Genomic DNA, 17,548 nt, shown 5'->3' on the forward strand with positions numbered 1-17,548 from the left:
CGCGCGCGTGGGCTGGTGCGGGTGGGCGGGTGGGGGAGGGGCCGGGCGGGCGGGTGGGCCGAGGGCGCGGCGGTGGCGGCGGGCGGCGCGGGCGCGCCGCGCGCGGGCGGCGCGGGCGGCGCGGGCGGCGCGGGCGCGCCGCGGGTGCCGGAGGCGGTGGGGCCGCCGCCGCGCACGCCGGCGGCGGAGACGCTGGCCGCGCTGCGCGCGGCGGCGGCGTCCGGCGGGCTGGTCGCGATCGGCTACGTCGGGGCCGACGGGGTGGCCGGGCACCATGTGCTCACGCCGGTACGGGTGGACGCCGGCTTCGTCACCGCCTTCGACCACACGGCGGACGAGGTCCGCACGTATCCGCTCCACAGGATCTCAGGCGCGGTCGCGGTCGAGTGATTCCACTTGTGGCGGGCCGCGGACGACCACCGAGCCGGGCCAGACGGGTGGGTCGTCGACTGCCACACGGTGACTGGTTACCCGCGCAGTTCCCCGCGCCCCTGAGGCGGTGGACGGCTTGGGGACGCGGGGAACTGCGCGAATGCTCCGTGGCGGGCCGCGGACGACCACCGAGCCGGGCCAGGCAGGTGAGTAGTCGACCGCACCACGGCAGACAGTTACCCGCGCAGTTCCCCGCGCCCCCAAAGCCGCCCGTGGCGGGCCGCGGACGACCACCGAGCATCGTCAACAGGCCGGTCGTCGAGTACCACACGGTGACTGGTTACCCGCGCAGTTCCCCGCGCCCCCAAAGCCGCCCGTGGCGGGCCGGGCCAGGCAGGTGAGGCAGCCGCCCCCGTTACAGGCCGCGCAGGGCGGTCAGTTGGGAGAGGAACCAGTCCGTCGGGGGGAGGGCCGTCGCGGCCCTCGTGAGGCGGTCGGTGTGGGTGGTGCGCGTCGCGTGGTCCATCGTCAGGGCGCGGTGCAGCGCCTCCGCCGTGCCGGCGATGTCGTACGGGTTGACCAGCAGCGCGTCGCCGCCCAGGTCCTCGGCCGCGCCCGCCTCCCGGGAGAGCACCAGCGCGCAGCCCCGTTCGGAGACCACCGGGATCTCCTTGGCGACCAGGTTCATCCCGTCCCTGATCGGGTTGACCAGCGCCACGTCCGCCATCCGGTAGGCGGCCAGCGAACGCGCGAAGTCGTCCTTGACGTGCAGCACCACCGGCGTCCAGTCGTCCCGCCCGAAGTCCGCGTTGATCGCCTCGGCGACCCGCGAGACCTCCTCCGTGTAGGCCCGGTAGACCGCCAGGTCCTGCCGGGACGGGTAGGCGAACGCGATGTGGGTGACGCGGCCGTGCCACTCGGGCCGGTCGGTGAGCAGCCTGCGGTAGGCGAGCAGCCCGCGCACGATGTTCTTCGACAGCTCCGTGCGGTCCACCCGCACGATCGTCGAGCGGTCGGGCCCGACCCGTTCGCGCAGCTCGGCGAGGCGCTCGTCCACGTCGGGACGGGCGGCGCGCTCCCGCAGGAACTCCGCGTCCGCGCCCAGCCCGTGGACCCCGATCCGCGTGGTGCGCCCCTGGTGGGTCACCGTGCCGTCCGCGACCTCCGCGCCCAGCAGCGCCGCGCAGCACTCGGTGAAGGCCCGCGCCCAGCGGTGCGTGAGGAACGCGGCCCGGTCGCCGCCCAGGATGCCGAGCAGCAGCTCGCGCGCGATGTCGTCGGGCAGCACCCGGAACAGCTCGGGCGGTGCCCACGGGGTGTGGGAGAAGTGCCCGATCCGCAGGTCGGGCCGGCGCTTGGCCAGCAGCCCCGGGACGAGCGCCAGATGGTAGTCCTGCACCAGCACCGCCGCGCCCTCGGCCGCCTCGTCGGCGAGCGCGTCGGCGAACGCCCGGTTGTAGGCGCGGTAGCGGCCCCAGCCGGCCTCGAACTCCTCGTCGAAGACGGGCTCGAACGGCGTCTGGTACAGCAGGTGGTGGACGAACCACAGCACGGAGTTGGCCACGCCGTTGTACGCGGCCTCGAAGGTCTCGCGGTCGATGTCCAGCATCCGCACCGACTGGCCGCCGGTGTCCTCGGCGGGCAACCGCCCGCCGTACGCCTCGGCCGCCGCGCGGTCGTCGTCGCCGAGCGCGGCGCAGACCCAGGTGCCCGCGTCGGGGCCCAACGCGCTCAGCCCGGAGACCAGGCCCCCGCCGCCGCGTCGCGCGGCCAGCGTGCCGTCGTCCCGGCGGGTGTAGCTCACCGGGCCGCGGTTCGAAGCGACCAGCACCTGGCCGGCTGTCTCGGGGGGCTCGACGGTCATCGGCGTTCGGTCTCCTCGTGGGCGTCCGGTCGCTTTCCGTGACCGTCCCGGTGGGCGGGCCTTTCCCGGGAGTGCCGGAAGGAGGCTAGCCAGCCGTGACGGGCGGGAAACGTGTGCCACGTCACAGCCGGCGTTCCGGCTTCGGGGCCCCGCTCAGGCGGCCTGACGGGCCGCGTACTCGGGGACGGTGGACATCGGTGGTCGTTCGTCGGCCAGGATCGGATGCGTCTCCGGCGTGAACCCGCCGTCCTCGGTCCGCTGGAACTGGGTCAGCCCCAGCCGCGTGGGCAGCACGCTGCCCGGCAGCCGGCACTGCGCGGTCCGCATGATCGCCGCCGACATCCGGCCGAGCGCCTGCCCGTCCTGGTGGCGGTGCTTGCGCTCGCCGACGTCGACCTGCCCGACGGCGTCCAGGCCCACCAGGTTGAGCGTGTCGATCAGCAGCCCCAGCTCCACGCCGTAGCCGACGGGGAACGGCAGCCGTTCCAGCAGCGACCTGCGGGCCGCGTACTCGCCGCCCAGCGGCTGGACCACGCCGGCCAGCTGCGGCCAGTGCAGGTTCAGCAGCGGTCGGGCGACCAGCTCGGTGACCCGGCCGCCCTGGCGGGCGCCGGCCGGCTGCTCGCCGAGCGGGCGGTCGTACATCGCCTTGACCAGCTGCACCTCGGGGTCGGTGAGCAGCGGGCCGATGGTGCCCGAGACCAGGCGTGAGTCGAACTCCCGCAGGTCGGCGTCGACGAAACAGACGATCTCGCCGCTGGTCGCCAGCAGCGACCGCCAGAGCACCTCGCCCTTGCCGGGGACGGCCGGGACGCGGGGCAGGATCTCGTCCCTGTGGACGACCTTCGCCCCGGCGGCGGCGGCCACCTCGGAGGTGCGGTCGGTGGACCCGGAGTCCACCACGAGCAATTCGTCGATCAGTGGGACGTCCTCCATGAGGTCGCGCCGCAGCGCCTCCACGATGGCACCCACCGTGGCCTCCTCGTTGAGCGCGGGGAGGACCACGCTGATGCTGCCGGCCGTGCCCGCTGCCCGCTTGGCGTTCAGCAGTTGCGGTATCGAGCGGTCAGTGACGGCCCAGGACCGGCGGGTCAGCCACTTCTCTGCCTCTTCCAGCACGAAAGTCGCTCCTGTTCGATTTGGCCATGCATTAACCCGTATGGCCGCGTCTGCCCCTTTCCGGGGTGACCGAACCCGCTGTGACCCGGATTTTTGGTCATCTCCCCTGGTTGTCTCGCGGAGCGGACGGCCCGAGCCATTGTGCGGGGTGTCCGTTACAGTCTCGAACAGCGCAGGTGTCCTCCGCATATCGGGACCACACATCGGGACCGTGTGCCGACGCCGCGCCGACAACCGCATACCGCTCATCCAGAGGGGCAGAGGGAACGGCCCGTTGAAGCCCCGGCAACCCTTCCACCGGATCTCGTGACCAGCGCGAGGCGCCCCGGTGGGGCAGGTGCCAATTCCGTCCCATGGCGAGAGCCGCCACGGGGAAGATGAGGAGAAGGGCTTCGCACCCATGTCTGTGCTGACCTCGGACGACCACGCCGAAGGCGCCTCGGTCCCCCCCTCGCAAGTCGATCTCGGCCCCGCCGCCGCGCTCTCCTGTCGCGAGTGCGGAGAACGCTTCCCGCTCGGCCCGATCTTCGCGTGTGCCTCCTGTTTCGGCCCGCTGGAGATCGCCTATGACTTCCCGACCGGCGACCCCGAGGCGCTGCGCGCGCGCATCACCGCGGGCCCGCAGAACATCTGGCGCTACGCCCCGCTGCTGCCGGTGCCCGCCGACGTCGCCGACCACCCGAACCTCAACCCGGGCTGCACCCCGCTGGTGCGCGCCGACCGGCTCGCGGCCGAGCTGGGTGTCACCGGCGGGCTCTACGTCAAGGACGACTCGGCGAACCCGACGCACTCGTTCAAGGACCGCGTCGTCGCCAACGCGGTGGAGGCGGCGCGCGCCTTCGGTTTCACCACGCTCTCCTGCTCCTCCACCGGCAACCTGGCCGGCGCGGTGGGCGCCGCCGCCGCCCGCGCCGGGCTGCGGTCCTGCGTCTTCATCCCGCACGACCTGGAGCAGGGCAAGGTGGTCATGGCCGCCGTCTACGGCGGCGAGCTGGTGGCCATCGAGGGCACCTACGACGACGTGAACCGCTTCTGCAGCGAGCTGATCGGCGACCCGATCGGCGAGGGCTGGGGCTTCGTCAACGTGAACCTGCGCCCGTACTACGCCGAGGGCTCCAAGACCCTGGCGTACGAGATCTGCGAGCAACTTGGCTGGAAACTGCCGGACCAGCTGGTGATCCCGATCGCCTCCGGCTCCCAACTGACCAAGATCGACAAGGGCCTGAAGGAACTGATCCAGCTCGGTCTCGTCGAGGACCGCCCCTACCGGATCTTCGGCGCCCAGGCCGAGGGCTGCTCCCCCGTCTCCCGCGCCTACCGCGACGGCCACGACGTGGTCCGCCCCGTCAAGCCGGACACCATCGCCAAGTCCCTGGCCATCGGAAACCCGGCCGACGGCCCCTACGTTCTGGACATCGCCCGCCGCACCGGCGGCGCGGTCGAGGACGTGGACGACGCGCGGATCGTGGAGGCGATCAAGCTGCTGGCGAGGACCGAGGGCATCTTCGCCGAGACGGCGGGCGGCGTGACGGTCGGCGTCACGCGCAAGCTGCTCGCCGACGGCCGGCTGGACCCCGAAGCGACCACCGTCGTGCTCAACACCGGCGACGGCCTGAAGACCCTGGACGCGGTGGCCGGGACCACCGGCCCGTCCGCGACCATACGTCCGAACCTCGACTCCTTCCGAGAGGCTGGCCTGGCATGAGCGTCACCGTCCGCATCCCCACCATCCTGCGCACCTACACCGGCGGCAGCTCCGAGGTGACCGCCGAGGGCGAGACGCTCCAGGAGGTGCTCGCCGACCTCGACCGCAACCACCAGGGCATCGCGGGCCGCGTCCTAGACGACGAGGGCAAGCTGCGGCGCTTCGTCAACGTCTACGTGAACGACGACGACGTGCGCTTCACGGAGGGCCTGGCCACCAGCACCCCGGACGGCGCCGGCATCTCCATCATCCCGGCGGTCGCCGGCGGAGCGTGACGCTGCCGCTGAGGCTTCCGGGGCCCGTGCGAGGCGGGCCAACGCGCCCGCGTGAGGCGGGCCAACGCCCCACGACCTGCCGGGTCGTGGGGCGTTGGCCTGCGGTGGAACGCTAGAGTTGCCTCGTCGGTGGCGAATCCGTGTCACTCACATATGAATGCGGGCCCCGCGAGCAAACTCTGTGCCGGAAATTGTTGCACCAATTGTCTGGTTGGCCAGAAAAGCCCGCTGCGAAACGTTCAACTTCCTGGGCCTTCGCGGGATTTGACCGTTCTGGCGCCGCGATAATTCCTTACCGAATGGCCTGTTGCACTGGGCGTCCGTGCAGATACATTCAGCGGCGGTCGAACGTTCCGGCGCACACCCCCACACCGCCCGGGGGTGGAGTCTGAGAGGTCTGACCCGGGTCCGCGAGGTGTGGGCTCGTGAAAGGGCCGGCAATATGGGGAGTAAGGAATGGCTCAGGGCACCGTCAAGTGGTTCAACGCGGAGAAGGGCTACGGCTTCATCGCGGTAGACGGTGGTGCGGACGTGTTCGTCCACTACAGCGCGATCCAGATGGACGGGTACCGCACCCTGGAAGAGGGACAGCGGGTCGAGTTCGAGATCTCTCAGGGACAGAAGGGTCCCCAGGCCGACATGGTCCGGGTGACCGCCTGAACGCCGACGTCACCGCGGCCTCAACCAGCCGGGCCCGCACCCTCAGGGGTGCGGGCCCTGGTCGTTCTCGACGGGGGCGACCACCGAGCCGGACAGCACAGGTGAGCCGTCGAGTGCACCCCGCAGGTCGGCTGACCGCGCAGTTCCCCGCGCCCCTTCGGGCGCCGTAGGCGCGTTGGGGGGCGCGGGGAACGGCGCGAATGCTCTGTGGCGGGCCGCAGACGACGACCGTGCGGGACAACACAGACGAGTGGTCGCCCACACCCGGCGGCCAGCCGCCCCGCTTGCTCCCCCAGCCTTCGGCCGGGAGGTGCCCCCAGATCGTTCCGCGACCTGCGGTCGCTTGCTCCCCCAGCCTTCGGCCGGGGGGACCCCCAAGTCGTGCAGCGGCTTCGCCGCTTGCACTCTCAGGGGTAGAGTGCTAATCATTGGCATTAGCACTCTACGGGTGAGAGTGACAGCCAGGACCGGGTCGGTGAGGTCCTTCAGGTGGGTGGGGTAAGGAACCGCCCCGGGAGGGCCGTCCGTCGCGGGCGCCAGCGCGGTCCGGAGCAATCCACCCCTGTTCTGGGAGGACCCCTTCACATGGCCAAGATCATCGCGTTCGACGAGGAGGCGCGGCGCGGCCTTGAGCGCGGGATGAACCAGCTCGCCGACGCCGTCAAGGTCACGCTCGGCCCCAAGGGCCGCAACGTCGTGCTGGAGAAGAAGTGGGGCGCCCCGACGATCACCAACGATGGCGTGTCCATCGCCAAGGAGATCGAGCTGGAGGACTCCTACGAGAAGATCGGCGCCGAGCTGGTCAAGGAAGTTGCCAAGAAGACGGACGACGTGGCCGGTGACGGCACCACCACGGCGACCGTGCTGGCGCAGGCGCTGGTCCGCGAGGGCCTGCGCAACGTGGCCGCGGGTGCCAACCCGATGGCGCTGAAGCGTGGCATCGAGGCCGCGGTCGAGAAGGTCTCCGAGGCCCTGCTGAGCCAGGCCAAGGAGGTCGAGACCAAGGAGCAGATCGCCTCCACCGCCTCCATCTCCGCCGGCGACGCCCAGATCGGCGAGCTGATCGCCGAGGCCATGGACAAGGTCGGCAAGGAAGGCGTCATCACGGTCGAGGAGTCGCAGACCTTCGGCCTGGAGCTTGAGCTCACCGAGGGCATGCGCTTCGACAAGGGCTACATCTCCGCCTACTTCGCCACCGACATGGAGCGGATGGAGTCGGAGCTGGAGGACCCCTACATCCTCATCGTCAACTCCAAGATCAGCAACGTGAAGGACCTCCTTCCGCTGCTGGAGAAGGTCATGCAGTCGGGCAAGCCGCTGCTGATCATCGCGGAGGACGTCGAGGGCGAGGCGCTGTCCACCCTGGTCGTCAACAAGATCCGTGGCACCTTCAAGTCGGTCGCCGTCAAGGCCCCCGGCTTCGGTGACCGCCGCAAGGCCATGCTCGGCGACATCGCCATCCTCACCGGTGGCCAGGTCATCTCCGAGGAGGTCGGTCTCAAGCTGGAGAACGCCACCCTCGACCTGCTGGGCCGCGCCCGCAAGGTGGTCATCACCAAGGACGAGACCACCATCGTCGACGGCTCCGGCGACAGCGACCAGGTCCAGGGTCGCGTCAACCAGATCCGCGCCGAGATCGAGAACTCCGACTCGGACTACGACCGCGAGAAGCTCCAGGAGCGCCTCGCGAAGCTGGCCGGCGGTGTGGCCGTCATCAAGGCCGGCGCCGCCACCGAGGTGGAGCTGAAGGAGCGCAAGCACCGCATCGAGGACGCGGTGCGCAACGCCAAGGCCGCCGTCGAGGAGGGCATCGTCGCCGGTGGTGGCGTGGCCCTGCTCCAGGCCGCCTCGGCGCTGGAGAAGCTGGAGCTGGAGGGCGACGAGGCCACCGGTGCCGCGGCCGTCCGCCTGGCCCTGGAGGCCCCGCTCAAGCAGATCGCGGTCAACGCGGGCCTTGAGGGCGGCGTCGTGGTCGAGAAGGTCCGCAACCTGACTCCGGGTTGGGGCCTGAACGCCGCGACCGGCGAGTACGTGGACCTGCTGGAGGCCGGGATTCCCGACCCGACCAAGGTCACCCGTTCCGCCCTGCAGAACGCCGCCTCCATCGCGGCGCTCTTCCTGACCACCGAGGCCGTCATCGCCGACAAGCCGGAGAAGGCCGGCGCCGGCGCCGACCCGGCTGCGGCCGGCATGGGCGGCGGCATGGACTTCTGAGTCCTGCCGACTCCTCAGCGCGTCACGCGAGGGCGGCGCTCCCCGGAAGGGGGGCGCCGCCCTCGCGGCCGTTCGCGCCCCTTCAGTCCTTCCGACCGTCCAGGGCCAGCCGCAGCGCCGCGCGGAGTTGGCCGTGGGACTCGGCGAGCAGCCGGGCCGCCGTGTCCGCCCCGACGTCTCCGAGGACGACCAGGATGGCGTTCTTCACCTCGCCGCCGGTCGCGTTGAGCGCCCGTTCGACCTCGTCCGCCGGGGCGTCCGTCGCCAGCGCCACGATGCGGCGCGAGCGGGCGCGCAGCTTCTCGTTGGAGGCGCGGACGTCGACCATCAGGTTCCCGTAGGTCTTGCCGAGCCGGATCATGCTGATGGTGGAGATCATGTTGAGGACCAGCTTCTGGGCCGTGCCGGCCTTCAGCCGGGTGGAGCCGGCGATCAGCTCGGGGCCCACCACCACCTCGATGCCGTGCTCGGCAGCCGCGGCCAGTGGCGAGTCCGGGTTGCAGGAGAGGCCGACCGTCAACGCGCCGACGCCGGCGGCGTGTTCGACGGCACCCACCGCGTAGGGCGTGCGCCCGGAGGCGGAGACCCCGACCACCACGTCGTCGGCGGTGAGCCCGATGCCGGCCAGGTCGGCGGCGGCCAGTTCCTTGCTGTCCTCGGCGCCCTCCACCGCCTCGATCAGCGCCGTCGGGCCGCCGGCGATGAGGCCCATCACCTCGCCGGGGTCGGTGTTGAAGGTGGGTGGGCACTCGCTGGCGTCCAGCACGCCGAGGCGCCCCGCGGTGCCGGCGCCGAGATAGACCAGCCGCCCCCCGCGCGCCATCCGTTCGGCTGCCGCGTCGATCGCGGCGGCGATCTCGGGCAGCCGCGCGGCCACCGCTGTGGGGACCAGGGCGTCGCCCGCGTTCATGGTGCGGGCGATCTCCAGGGTGGAACGCCGGTCGATCTCGGCCAGCTCCGGGCGGTGCGCCTCGGTGGTGAGGGTGTCGAACTCCGTGGACATGCGCGAGCGACTCTCCGTGCGAGGGGGCGTGTGGTGAGTGGTGCGTCCAACGGCGTGCGCCGGTGGTGGAACAGGGTGTGGAACAGGGGCGTGCGTGTCAGCGTTCGCGCGGCGTGTGCCGGTGGGCGAGCGCCTCGTAGCTGGCGTGCAGCGCGGGGGCGGCCGTCTCGTAGGTGCGCTGGGCTACGCCGATGAACAGGCAGTCGATGACGAGCAGTTGACTGGTCCTGCTGGACATCGCCGCCGGGCGCAGCTCGCTCTCCCTGGCGGTGGAGGTGGTCAGCACGTGGTCGGCGTACTGGGTGACCTCGCCGTCCGGCCGGCCCGTGATCGCCACCGTGGTGGCGCCGTGGTCGAACGCGGCCTGAAGCGGCTCGATCACGTCCACGGTGCGCCCGGAGTGCGTGATCGCCACCGCCACGTCCCCGCCGCGCAGCTGGACCGCGTTGGTGACGGCCAGGTGCGGGTCGGTGTGCGCGTGGGCGATCAGCCCGATCCGCAGCAGCTTCTGCGCCAGGTCCTGGGCGACCAGGGACGAGGCGCCGACTCCGTAGACGTCGATCCGCCGCGCCTCGGCCAACGCGTCGACGGTGGCCTCCAGTTGGGCGAGGTCGAGGGCGCCGGCGGTGTCGCTGAGGGTCTGCTGCTCGTCGTGGGCGAGCTTGGCGACGACCTCGCTCAGCGGGTCGTCCACGGATATGTCGGCGGTGACGGCCGGCGCCGCGCCCGAGGCCTGCTGCGCGGCCAGCCCGGCCAACGCCAGCCGCAGGTCGCGATAGCCGGGGTAGCCCAGCAGCCGGGCGGTGCGGACCACCGTGGCCTCGCTGGTCCCGGTCCGCTCGGCGAGCGCGGTGACGGTGAGCGCGGCGCAGCCGGCGGGGTCGCCCGCGACCGTCTCGGCGACGCGCTGCATGGAACGGGTCATGGAGGGAACCATGGTGCGGACCTTGGCGGCCAGCGCTCCGGGTTCCGGGGGAGCCGGTCTGGGGGCGACGGCGACCGCGCGTCCTCTGCCGGGCCGCCGGGCGAAATTTTCCTTCATCGCTAGCCTCACAGGTGAAACGTATTTTCGACGCAGGGTGACGTCAAGCCCCCCGGTGCCCGGCGGGCCAGGACCGTTCGGGAAACCCGGCCGTCTCTGGTCCAATGGTCAGCATGGAACAGTCAGCCACGGAAGAGGCCATCCACCGGGGGCGCGCGGCCGTGCTGGCCGATCTGGCGGCTGACGGGGCGGCCGGTCCCGAGGAGGTCTCGCTGCTGGAGCAGGCAGTCTCGCACCGGCGCTGGTGGTCCGAACAGTGGCCCGCCGGCGCGGTGTTCGTTCCCGGGCTGCTGGCCCAGGACATGTGCGACGCGCTGCTGGAGACCGGGGGCCGCTGGCCGCTGTGTCCGCGCTGCGCGACGGAGGACCCGCACGCGCTCGGCGTGGAGCCCGAGCTGGGCGAGGACCCGCACTGGGTCTGCCCGGTCACCGGAGTCGCGGTAGCCCCCGTGGGGCAGCTGGCCGAGGCCCGCCGGTGACCCTCTACATCGACCCGCCGACCTGGCCGGGACACGGACGCATGTGGTCGCACCTGGTCAGCGACAGCTCCTTCGCGGAACTCCACGCGTTCGCCGCCCGGCTGGGCGCTCCCCCGCGCGCCTTCGACGGGGACCACTACGACCTACCGGCGGAACGTTACGCCGACGCGTTGGCGCTCGGCGCCGTCCCCGCCGACAGCCGGCGCCTGGTGCGGCTGCTGCACGAGGCGGGGCTCCGCCGCCGGAAGGCCGACCGCCCCGCCTGACGGGTCGACGGCGGAGGAATGCGGACGGACACCCCGCATGTTGGAGGGGAACGTGTCCACGAAAGCCGAACAACGGGCCCGCTTCCGCCTACCCCCCGCCGTGCTGGTCATCGGCGGCGGCGTCTTCGCGCTCGGCACCAGCGAGTTCATGCTCTCCGGGCTGCTGCCCGAGGTCGCGGACGACCTCGACGTCTCGATCCCGACCGCCGGCCTGCTGATATCGGCCTTCGCCGTCGGCATGGTCGTCGGCGCGCCCGTGCTCGCCGCCGCGACCCAGCGGCTGCCGCGCCGCCTCACCCTCGTGGTGCTGCTCTCCGTCTTCGGCGTCAGCCACGTGGTGGGCGCGATCGCCCCGACCTACGGGCTGCTCTTCGCCACCCGGGTGGTGAGCGCGCTGGCGTGCGCCGGCTTCTGGGCCGTGGGCGCCGCCGTCGCCGTCTCGCTGGTGCCGGCGAACGCGCGGGCGCGTGCGCTGGCCGTGCTGCTCGGCGGGCTGAGCGTCGCCAACATCGCGGGGGTGCCGGGCGGCGCGCTGCTCGGCCAGCACCTGGGCTGGCGGGCCGCGTTCTGGGCGGTGGCGGCGCTCACCGTGATCGGGCTGGTCGGCGTGGTGCTGTACGTGCCGCGCACGGGGATCGACGGCGGCGGGACGCGGGTGCCGCTCCGCGTGGAGCTGCGGGTCTACCGGGAACGCCGGGTGTGGCTCGCGGTCGCGACCACGGCCCTCTTCGCCGCCGGAACGTTCTGCTTCTTCTCCTACCTCGCGCCGCTGCTGACCGACGTGACCGGCATGGGCGAGGGGTGGGTGCCGATCGTGCTGGTGCTCTACGGGGTCGGCGCGCTGCTCGGCACGGCGATCGGCGGCCGGCTGGCCGACGCGCATCTCTTCGGCACGCTGTACGCGGGGCTCGCGGCGGCGACGGCGGTGTTGGCGCTGCTGGCGCTGACCGCCTCGCGCCCCGCCGCGGTGGTGCCGCTGGCCGGGCTGCTGGGGCTGGCCGCGTTCCTCTGCGGGCCCGGGTTGAACGCCCGCATCTTCCAGGTGGCGGCGGCTGCGCCGACGCTGGCGGGGGCGACGGCCACGGCCGCGTTCAACACCGGCAACACGGTGGGGCCCTGGGCGGGCGGCGTCGTCATCGACGCCGGCCTCGGCTACGCGTGGACGGCCTGGCTCGGGGCGCTGTTCCTGCTGGCGGCGCTGGGCGGCGCGTGGCTCCAGGCCCGCGGAGCGGTGGCCGCCGCCGCGGGCGGGGACGACGGCGGTGTCGCCGTGGCGCGGTGAGTGGGCGCCCGCGCCACGGCGGGCGGTTGACCGTGCCGCGTCCGGGCCTGCGGGCCGGGGCCTGGGCCTGGTGCGCTGGTCAGGGGAGCAGGGCGAGTTCGGCCGCGAGGTTGGTGCGGGCCGGCTGTTCCCAGTGGTCGGCGCCGTAGGCCGTGTGGAAGAGCCGTGGGCCGGCCAGCAGCCGGCGCAGCACCCCCGCGCGGCCCGCCGCGAACGCGGCGTCGTCCACGTGTCGGTACTCGTCCCGTACGGCCGCCGCGTACGCCGCGTACGCGGCGGGCGTGCCGGCCAGGACCGCCAGGTCGGCGTCGCAGAGCGTCGCCCCGTTGGTGTCACCGGCGGCCGGCCGGTGGGAGGCGGTGAGACGGACCAGCCGCACCACCTCGTCGCGGCGCGCGGAGTCCGGCAGCGCGGCGGCGGCCAGTTCGGCGCTGCGTTCCTCGTTGTCCGCGCCGCGCGGGTCGTACACCGCGTCGTGGAACCAGCCGGCCAGCTCCACCGCGACCGGGTCGGCGGCCGAGCCGCCCAACTCGTCGAGGCGGTCCAGCAGGAACCGCAGGTGCCGCTCCGTGTGGTACCTGCGGTGCGGCTCACGCCAGCGGGCCAGCAACGCGGCCCCGACGGCGGCCCCGCCGCCGTCGGGCAGCATCGCGTAGCGCTTGGTCAGCGCGGACTCGTCGGAACCGGGCTCGGAAGTCGCCATGGTCCCCATTGTGCGCGGCCGGCGTCCGGGGCGGGGCCCGGGCGACCACTCGCCGCGCGCTGCCGGGGTGGAGCGTCGACCTCCCCCGCCGGCGGCGCCCGTAGGGGCGCGGGGAACTGCGCGAGGCATCCGCGACGGGCCGCGGACGACCACGACGCCCAACAGCACCGGCGAGTGGTCGCCCCCGCCCCCGCCGGCAGGCGGCAGGCGCTGGGTGGGGGGCCGGTCAGGCCAACTGGGCGGGCAGTGGGCTCGCGTGCACCACGGTCAGCCCGGAGACCGCCCTGGTCAGCGCGACGTACAGCCGCCGCAGCCCGGTGCGCGTGTCGGGTTCGCCGTCGACCACCGCGGCCGGCTCGTCGAGCACCACGTAGTCGTACTCCAGGCCCTTGGCGAGCGACGCCGGCACCAGCGTCAGCCGGGTCGCCTCGTCCGTCTCCTGCCCCGGCTCGACATGCGGCATCCCGGCGGCGGCGAGCGCCTCGCGCAGCGCGGGGACGCGCGCGTCGGCGGCGATCAGGCCGGTCGAGCCCTCGTGCGCGAGCGCGGCGCGGCAGGCGTCCAGGGTGGCGGCGTCGAGCCGTTCCGCGTCGACCGGCTGGACGGCGAACGCGCCGGGCGCCTCACGGATCGAGGTGGCCTCGCTCAGCTGCGGCGCGATCGCCGGCAGCAGCCGCGAGGCGTAGGCGATGACCTCGCGCGGCACCCGGAAGCCCTGCGTCAGCTCCTCCACGTGCGCGGCCGGCTTCCCCAGGTGGCCCAGCGCCTCCGCCCAACTGCCGGTGGCCCACGGGGTGGTGCCCTGCGCGATGTCGCCGAGCACCGTCGCCGAGCCGGTGCTGCACCGGCGGCCGACCGCCCGGTACTGCATCGGGGAGAGGTCCTGCGCCTCGTCCAGCACCACGTGCCCGAGCGAACCCGTGCGGCTGACCAGGTCGTGCGCCTCGTCGATCAGCACGGCGTCGGCCCGCGACCAGCGGGCGGAGCGCACGCTGCGCGGCGGCTTGGCCCACAGGATCTCCCGCTGCTCCTCGGCGGTGAGCAGGCCCTCGGCCTGCTCGGCGAGGAACGCGGGCTCGGAGAGCAGCCGCGCGACGAGCTTCGCCGGGTTGACCGGCGGCCAGATCGCCTTGACCGCGGCCTTGACCGCGGGGTTGCGGGCCACGGCGTTCTGCACCCGGTCGTCGGGGGCCTCACCGGCCTGTTCCATCCGCACCAGCACGGCGTGCGCGATGCGCTGCGGCAGCGCCTCGCCCGCCGCGCCGTAGCGGATGTCGCGGCCGAGCAACTCCTCGACGATCTCGACCAGTTCGTGCGTGGGAACGCGCCAGCGCCGGGAGCCGCGCACCACCATGACCGGCTCCGTCGGCAGCGTGACGCCGGCCCGGACGGCGCGGCGCAGCACCTCGGCCATCCGCGCGTCGCCCTTGAGGGTGGCGGCGGTGGCGCCGTCCTCGGCGCCGATCTCGACGTGGGCGACCAGCTCGTCCACGGTGGCCTGCTTGACCTCCAGCTCGCCCAGGGTGGGCAGCACCTGCTCGATGTAGCGCAGGAACGAGCGGTTGGGGCCGATCACCAGGGTGCCGCCGCGCGCCAGCCGTTCCCGGTGGGCGTAGAGCAGGTACGCGACACGGTGCAGGCCGACGGCGGTCTTCCCGGTGCCGGGTCCGCCCTGCACGCAGACCGTCTCGCTGAGCGCGCCGCGGACGATCTCGTCCTGCTCGGGCTGGATGGTGGCGACGATGTCCCGCATGGGGCCGACGCGCGGCTTCTCGATCTCCCGCTGGAGGAGCGCGCTGACGGTCTCCTCCTCGTCGGGGTCGCTGAGGTGCTCGTCCTCGTAGGCGGTCAGCGCGCCGCCGTCGTAGCCGAAGCGGCGGCGCAGCTCGACGTTCTTCGGGTCCTTCTTCGACGCCTGGTAGAAGGGCTGCGAGATGGGGGCGCGCCAGTCGATCACCATGGGGTCGCCCTGCGCGTCGTGCACGTGGCGGCGGCCGATGTAGAAGCGGAAGCCGTGGTCGTCGCCCTCGGGGCCCGGGTCGGCGGCGCGGTGGTAGTCGAGGCGGCCGAAGAAGAGCGGGGTGTCGGCGAGGTCCGCGAGCGCCTTGATCCGCTGCTCGATCTCGTTGGCCAGGACCTCGGCGTTGACCCAGTTCGCCGTGACGTCCCCGATGTCGAGGGACTCGGTGTGCTCGCGCATGGCGCGCAACGCGGCGCGGGAGTCCGCGAGATGGGCGCGCTCCGTCTCCAGCGGGTCCTGGGCAGGGGTGGGCGAGGGGCGGGTGGACACGGCGGAGCCTCCGGGGTCGCGCTGGGCGGGGTGGTGGGTGCCGGCCGGTTGCCGTCCGGGCGGCTCCTGCCCCGGGCGCGGACGCGCTGCGCGCGAGGCGCCGGCCCGCTGGCTCGGGAGGAGGGAAGGCACGGGAGCCTAGGTCGCGGCCGTGGCGGCGCGCAAATCGTTTTTCGCGCCGACGTCCCGGACCGCGCGCCTCGGGGTCCGACCCTGAGGGACCCTGAGGGTTCACCGGGAACGACGGCCGGGTCACCTGGGGGGAACGGTCGCCCCCGAGACCGATGCCCGCGACCGCCCCGGCGGGCGAGGCTTGGTCACATGAACGAGACGACGAACGAACGGATCGGCAGCGCCCCCACCACCGGCCGGGCGGCGACGCGTGGACTCATCGGACGCACGTTCCAGGCGGTGCGTGTCTTCGGCGCCGCGGCCTTCGACGTGGTGATCATGGGCCGCGACGGCCTGTCCGGCGAGGCCGGGGTCCGCCGCCCGGCGTGAGCCCGCCGGCCGGTGCTACACCGGCCGATCGTCGGACGGCAGGTCGGAGGCGTCCACGATCCGGTAGGCGTACCCCTGCTCGGCGAGGAACCGCTGGCGGTGGGCCGCGAACTCCTGGTCGATGGTGTCCCTGGCGACCACCGAGTAGAAGCGGGCCTCGTGCCCGTCGGCCTTGGGGCGCAACACCCGGCCGAGCCGCTGGGCCTCCTCCTGGCGGGAGCCGAAGGTGCCCGAGACCTGGATGGCGACGGTGGCCTCCGGCAGGTCGACCGAGAAGTTCGCCACCTTGGAGACCACCAGCACCCGCACCTCGCCGGAGCGGAACGCCTGGAACAGCTCCTCGCGCTTGGCGTTGCTGGTCTCGCCCTTGATGACGGGGGCGTTCAACTCCTCGCCCAACTCGTCCAGCTGGTCGATGTACTGGCCGATCACCAGCGTCTGCTCGGTGGAGTGCTCCCGCACCAGCGCCCGGGTCACGCGCCGCTTGGCGTCGGTGGTGGCGCAGAACCGGTAACGCTCCTCCGGCTCGGCCATGGCGTACGCGATCCGCTCCGACTCGCTGAGGTCGACCCGCACCTCGACGCAGTCGGCCGGGGCGATGTAGCCCTGGGCCTCGATCTCGCGCCAGGGCGCGTCGAACCGCTTCGGGCCGATCAGCGAGAAGACGTCCGACTCGCGGCCGTCCTCGCGCACCAGCGTCGCGGTGAGCCCGAGGCGCCGGCGGGCCTGGAGGTCGGCGGTGAACTTGAAGACGGGCGCCGGCAGCAGGTGCACCTCGTCGTAGACGACCAGCCCCCAGTCGCGCGAGTCGAACAGCTCCAGATGGGGATAGACGCCCTTCCGCCGGGTGGTCAGAACCTGGTAGGTCGCGATGGTGACCGGGCGGATCTCCTTGCGGGTGCCGCTGTACTCGCCGATCTCCTCCTCCGTGAGCGAGGTGCGGCGCACCAGCTCGGACTTCCACTGGCGGGCGGAGACGGTGTTGGTGACCAGGATCAGCGTGGTGGACTTCGCGGTGGCCATGGCGCCCGCGCCGACCAGCGTCTTGCCGGCGCCGCAGGGCAGCACGACCACGCCGGAGCCGCCGTGCCAGAAGCCGTCGACGGCCTGCCGCTGGTAGGGGCGCAGCGACCAGCCGTCCTCCACCAGCTCGATCGGGTGCGCCTCCCCGTCCACGTATCCGGCCAGGTCCTCGGCTGGCCAGCCGAGCCGCAGCAGCTGCTGCTTGATCTGGCCGCGCTCGGACGGGTGGACCGCCACCGTGTCCTCGTCGATCCGCGCCCCGACCAGCGGCTGGACGCGCTTGGAGCGCAGCACCTCGGTGAGGACCGGGCGGTCGGTGGTGGTCAGCACCAGCCCGTGGGTGGGGTGCTTCACCAGGGAGAGCCGGCCGTAGCGCGCCATCGTCTCGGCGATGTCGACCAGCAGCGCCTGCGGCACCGGGTAGCGCGAGTACCGCATCAGGGCGTCGACGACCTGCTCGGCGTCGTGCCCCGCGGCCCTGGCGTTCCACAGGCCGAGGGGGGTGAGCCGGTAGGTGTGGATGTGCTCGGGGGCGCGCTCCAGCTCGGCGAACGGCGCGATGGCGCGCCGGCAGGCCTCGGCCTGCTCGTGGTCCACCTCCAGCAGCAGCGTCTTGTCGCTCTGCACGATCAAGCAGGACACCCGTTACCTCCGACCAGCCAACCGGGGACGTCAGCTGTCCAGTGAAACACCTGTCGACGACGGGCGGGAACGGGCGGCGTCCGTTCCCGCCCGCTCCCGCTCGTTTCG

Annotated in this window: 15 protein-coding genes, 1 pseudogene and 1 riboswitch; of the genes and pseudogenes, 9 read left to right on the forward strand and 7 right to left on the reverse strand. The window is 73.0% G+C overall.

The features are described 5' to 3' along the window. Positions 1 to 390, forward strand: a pseudogene (locus FH715_RS29225) (hypothetical protein); the annotation flags it as partial. 397 nt (positions 391 to 787) lie between these two features. On the opposite strand, the gene FH715_RS26800 reads toward FH715_RS29225, so the two are convergent. Together FH715_RS26800 and FH715_RS26805 are read right to left on the reverse strand one after the other, a co-directional pair. Then, positions 788 to 2,236 carry an alpha,alpha-trehalose-phosphate synthase (UDP-forming) gene (locus tag FH715_RS26800; protein ID WP_139649881.1) on the reverse strand — a complete coding sequence of 483 codons (1,449 nt, stop codon included), beginning with the start codon at positions 2,234 to 2,236 and terminating at the stop codon, positions 788 to 790. Positions 2,237 to 2,389: 153 nt separating this feature from the next. Then, positions 2,390 to 3,355, reverse strand: coding sequence for a glucosyl-3-phosphoglycerate synthase (locus FH715_RS26805; RefSeq protein ID WP_139649883.1), 966 nt, complete (start codon positions 3,353 to 3,355; stop codon positions 2,390 to 2,392). A 242-nt stretch (positions 3,356 to 3,597) separates the two neighbouring features. Further along, positions 3,598 to 3,739: riboswitch (SAM riboswitch) on the forward strand. Positions 3,740 to 3,755: 16 nt separating this feature from the next. Between FH715_RS26805 and thrC the strand changes: the two genes are divergently transcribed. The 4 genes from thrC (at position 3,756) to groL (ending at position 8,209) form a co-directional block, all read left to right on the forward strand. Next, a complete protein-coding gene (gene thrC / locus FH715_RS26810; RefSeq protein ID WP_139649885.1) occupies positions 3,756 to 5,060 on the forward strand; it encodes a threonine synthase in 1,305 nt (434 codons plus the stop codon). After that, entirely contained in the window at positions 5,057 to 5,335 is a 279-nt protein-coding gene (locus tag FH715_RS26815; RefSeq protein ID WP_139649887.1) for a MoaD/ThiS family protein, read from the forward strand. Before thrC ends, FH715_RS26815 begins: the two co-directional genes overlap by 4 nt. Positions 5,336 to 5,791: 456 nt before the next feature. After that, positions 5,792 to 5,995, forward strand: a complete 204-nt coding sequence (locus FH715_RS26820) for a cold-shock protein (RefSeq protein WP_004986573.1) — start codon at positions 5,792 to 5,794, stop codon at positions 5,993 to 5,995. A gap of 585 nt (positions 5,996 to 6,580) precedes the next feature. Next, a complete protein-coding gene (gene groL / locus FH715_RS26825) occupies positions 6,581 to 8,209 on the forward strand; it encodes a chaperonin GroEL (RefSeq protein WP_139649889.1) in 1,629 nt (542 codons plus the stop codon). Positions 8,210 to 8,291: 82 nt separating this feature from the next. Here groL and murQ read toward each other — a convergent pair whose 3' ends face one another. Further along, positions 8,292 to 9,212 (reverse strand): N-acetylmuramic acid 6-phosphate etherase, encoded by a 921-nt coding sequence (murQ, locus tag FH715_RS26830; protein WP_139649891.1) that lies wholly within the window; start codon positions 9,210 to 9,212, stop codon positions 8,292 to 8,294. Between the two features lie 97 nt (positions 9,213 to 9,309). Then, positions 9,310 to 10,254 carry a MurR/RpiR family transcriptional regulator gene (locus tag FH715_RS26835; RefSeq protein ID WP_211367784.1) on the reverse strand — a complete coding sequence of 315 codons (945 nt, stop codon included), beginning with the start codon at positions 10,252 to 10,254 and terminating at the stop codon, positions 9,310 to 9,312. A gap of 113 nt (positions 10,255 to 10,367) precedes the next feature. Between FH715_RS26835 and FH715_RS26840 the strand changes: the two genes are divergently transcribed. The 3 genes from FH715_RS26840 to FH715_RS26850 all read left to right on the forward strand — a co-directional run bounded on the left by FH715_RS26840 (position 10,368) and on the right by FH715_RS26850 (position 12,281). Then, positions 10,368 to 10,733, forward strand: coding sequence for a hypothetical protein (locus FH715_RS26840; protein WP_139649893.1), 366 nt, complete (start codon positions 10,368 to 10,370; stop codon positions 10,731 to 10,733). Then, entirely contained in the window at positions 10,730 to 10,999 is a 270-nt protein-coding gene (locus FH715_RS26845) for a DUF4031 domain-containing protein (protein WP_139649894.1), read from the forward strand. Before FH715_RS26840 ends, FH715_RS26845 begins: the two co-directional genes overlap by 4 nt. A 148-nt stretch (positions 11,000 to 11,147) precedes the next feature. Then, positions 11,148 to 12,281: a Cmx/CmrA family chloramphenicol efflux MFS transporter gene (locus FH715_RS26850; RefSeq protein WP_246109005.1), complete on the forward strand. Its 1,134-nt coding sequence runs from the start codon at positions 11,148 to 11,150 to the stop codon at positions 12,279 to 12,281. Between the two features lie 79 nt (positions 12,282 to 12,360). Here FH715_RS26850 and FH715_RS26855 read toward each other — a convergent pair whose 3' ends face one another. After that, the gene (locus FH715_RS26855; protein ID WP_211367785.1) at positions 12,361 to 12,984 is read right to left on the reverse strand and encodes an HD domain-containing protein; all 624 of its coding nucleotides are present in this window, start codon (positions 12,982 to 12,984) and stop codon (positions 12,361 to 12,363) included. A 226-nt stretch (positions 12,985 to 13,210) separates the two neighbouring features. After that, on the reverse strand, positions 13,211 to 15,274 hold the full coding sequence (locus tag FH715_RS26860) for a HelD family protein (protein ID WP_246109002.1): 2,064 nt from the start codon (positions 15,272 to 15,274) through the stop codon (positions 13,211 to 13,213). A 321-nt stretch (positions 15,275 to 15,595) separates the two neighbouring features. Here FH715_RS26860 and FH715_RS26865 point away from each other — a divergent pair, with 321 nt between their 5' ends. After that, entirely contained in the window at positions 15,596 to 15,775 is a 180-nt protein-coding gene (locus tag FH715_RS26865) for a hypothetical protein (protein ID WP_139649898.1), read from the forward strand. 15 nt (positions 15,776 to 15,790) lie between these two features. On the opposite strand, the gene FH715_RS26870 is transcribed toward FH715_RS26865, so the two are convergent. Beyond that, the gene (locus FH715_RS26870) at positions 15,791 to 17,440 is read right to left on the reverse strand and encodes a DNA repair helicase XPB (RefSeq protein WP_139649900.1); all 1,650 of its coding nucleotides are present in this window, start codon (positions 17,438 to 17,440) and stop codon (positions 15,791 to 15,793) included. Positions 17,441 to 17,548 lie beyond the last annotated feature (108 nt).

The sequence above is a fragment of the Streptomyces sedi genome (assembly GCF_006335015.1).
In the GTDB taxonomy this organism is placed as follows: Bacteria; Actinomycetota; Actinomycetes; order Streptomycetales; family Streptomycetaceae; genus Streptomyces; species Streptomyces sedi.

Excerpts from the sequence above, each read along its gene's own strand:
- FH715_RS26800 (WP_139649881.1), bottom strand. The coding sequence starts at position 2,236 with ATGACCGTCGAGCCCCCCGAGACAGCCGGCCAGGTGCTGGTCGCTTCG.
- thrC (WP_139649885.1), top strand. The coding sequence starts at position 3,756 with ATGTCTGTGCTGACCTCGGACGACCACGCCGAAGGCGCCTCGGTCCCC.
- FH715_RS26815 (WP_139649887.1), top strand. The coding sequence starts at position 5,057 with ATGAGCGTCACCGTCCGCATCCCCACCATCCTGCGCACCTACACCGGC.
- FH715_RS26820 (WP_004986573.1), top strand. The coding sequence starts at position 5,792 with ATGGCTCAGGGCACCGTCAAGTGGTTCAACGCGGAGAAGGGCTACGGC.
- groL (WP_139649889.1), top strand. The coding sequence starts at position 6,581 with ATGGCCAAGATCATCGCGTTCGACGAGGAGGCGCGGCGCGGCCTTGAG.
- murQ (WP_139649891.1), bottom strand. The coding sequence starts at position 9,212 with ATGTCCACGGAGTTCGACACCCTCACCACCGAGGCGCACCGCCCGGAG.
- FH715_RS26835 (WP_211367784.1), bottom strand. The coding sequence starts at position 10,254 with ATGAAGGAAAATTTCGCCCGGCGGCCCGGCAGAGGACGCGCGGTCGCC.
- FH715_RS26840 (WP_139649893.1), top strand. The coding sequence starts at position 10,368 with ATGGAACAGTCAGCCACGGAAGAGGCCATCCACCGGGGGCGCGCGGCC.
- FH715_RS26850 (WP_246109005.1), top strand. The coding sequence starts at position 11,148 with ATGCTCTCCGGGCTGCTGCCCGAGGTCGCGGACGACCTCGACGTCTCG.
- FH715_RS26855 (WP_211367785.1), bottom strand. The coding sequence starts at position 12,984 with ATGGCGACTTCCGAGCCCGGTTCCGACGAGTCCGCGCTGACCAAGCGC.
- FH715_RS26865 (WP_139649898.1), top strand. The coding sequence starts at position 15,596 with ATGAACGAGACGACGAACGAACGGATCGGCAGCGCCCCCACCACCGGC.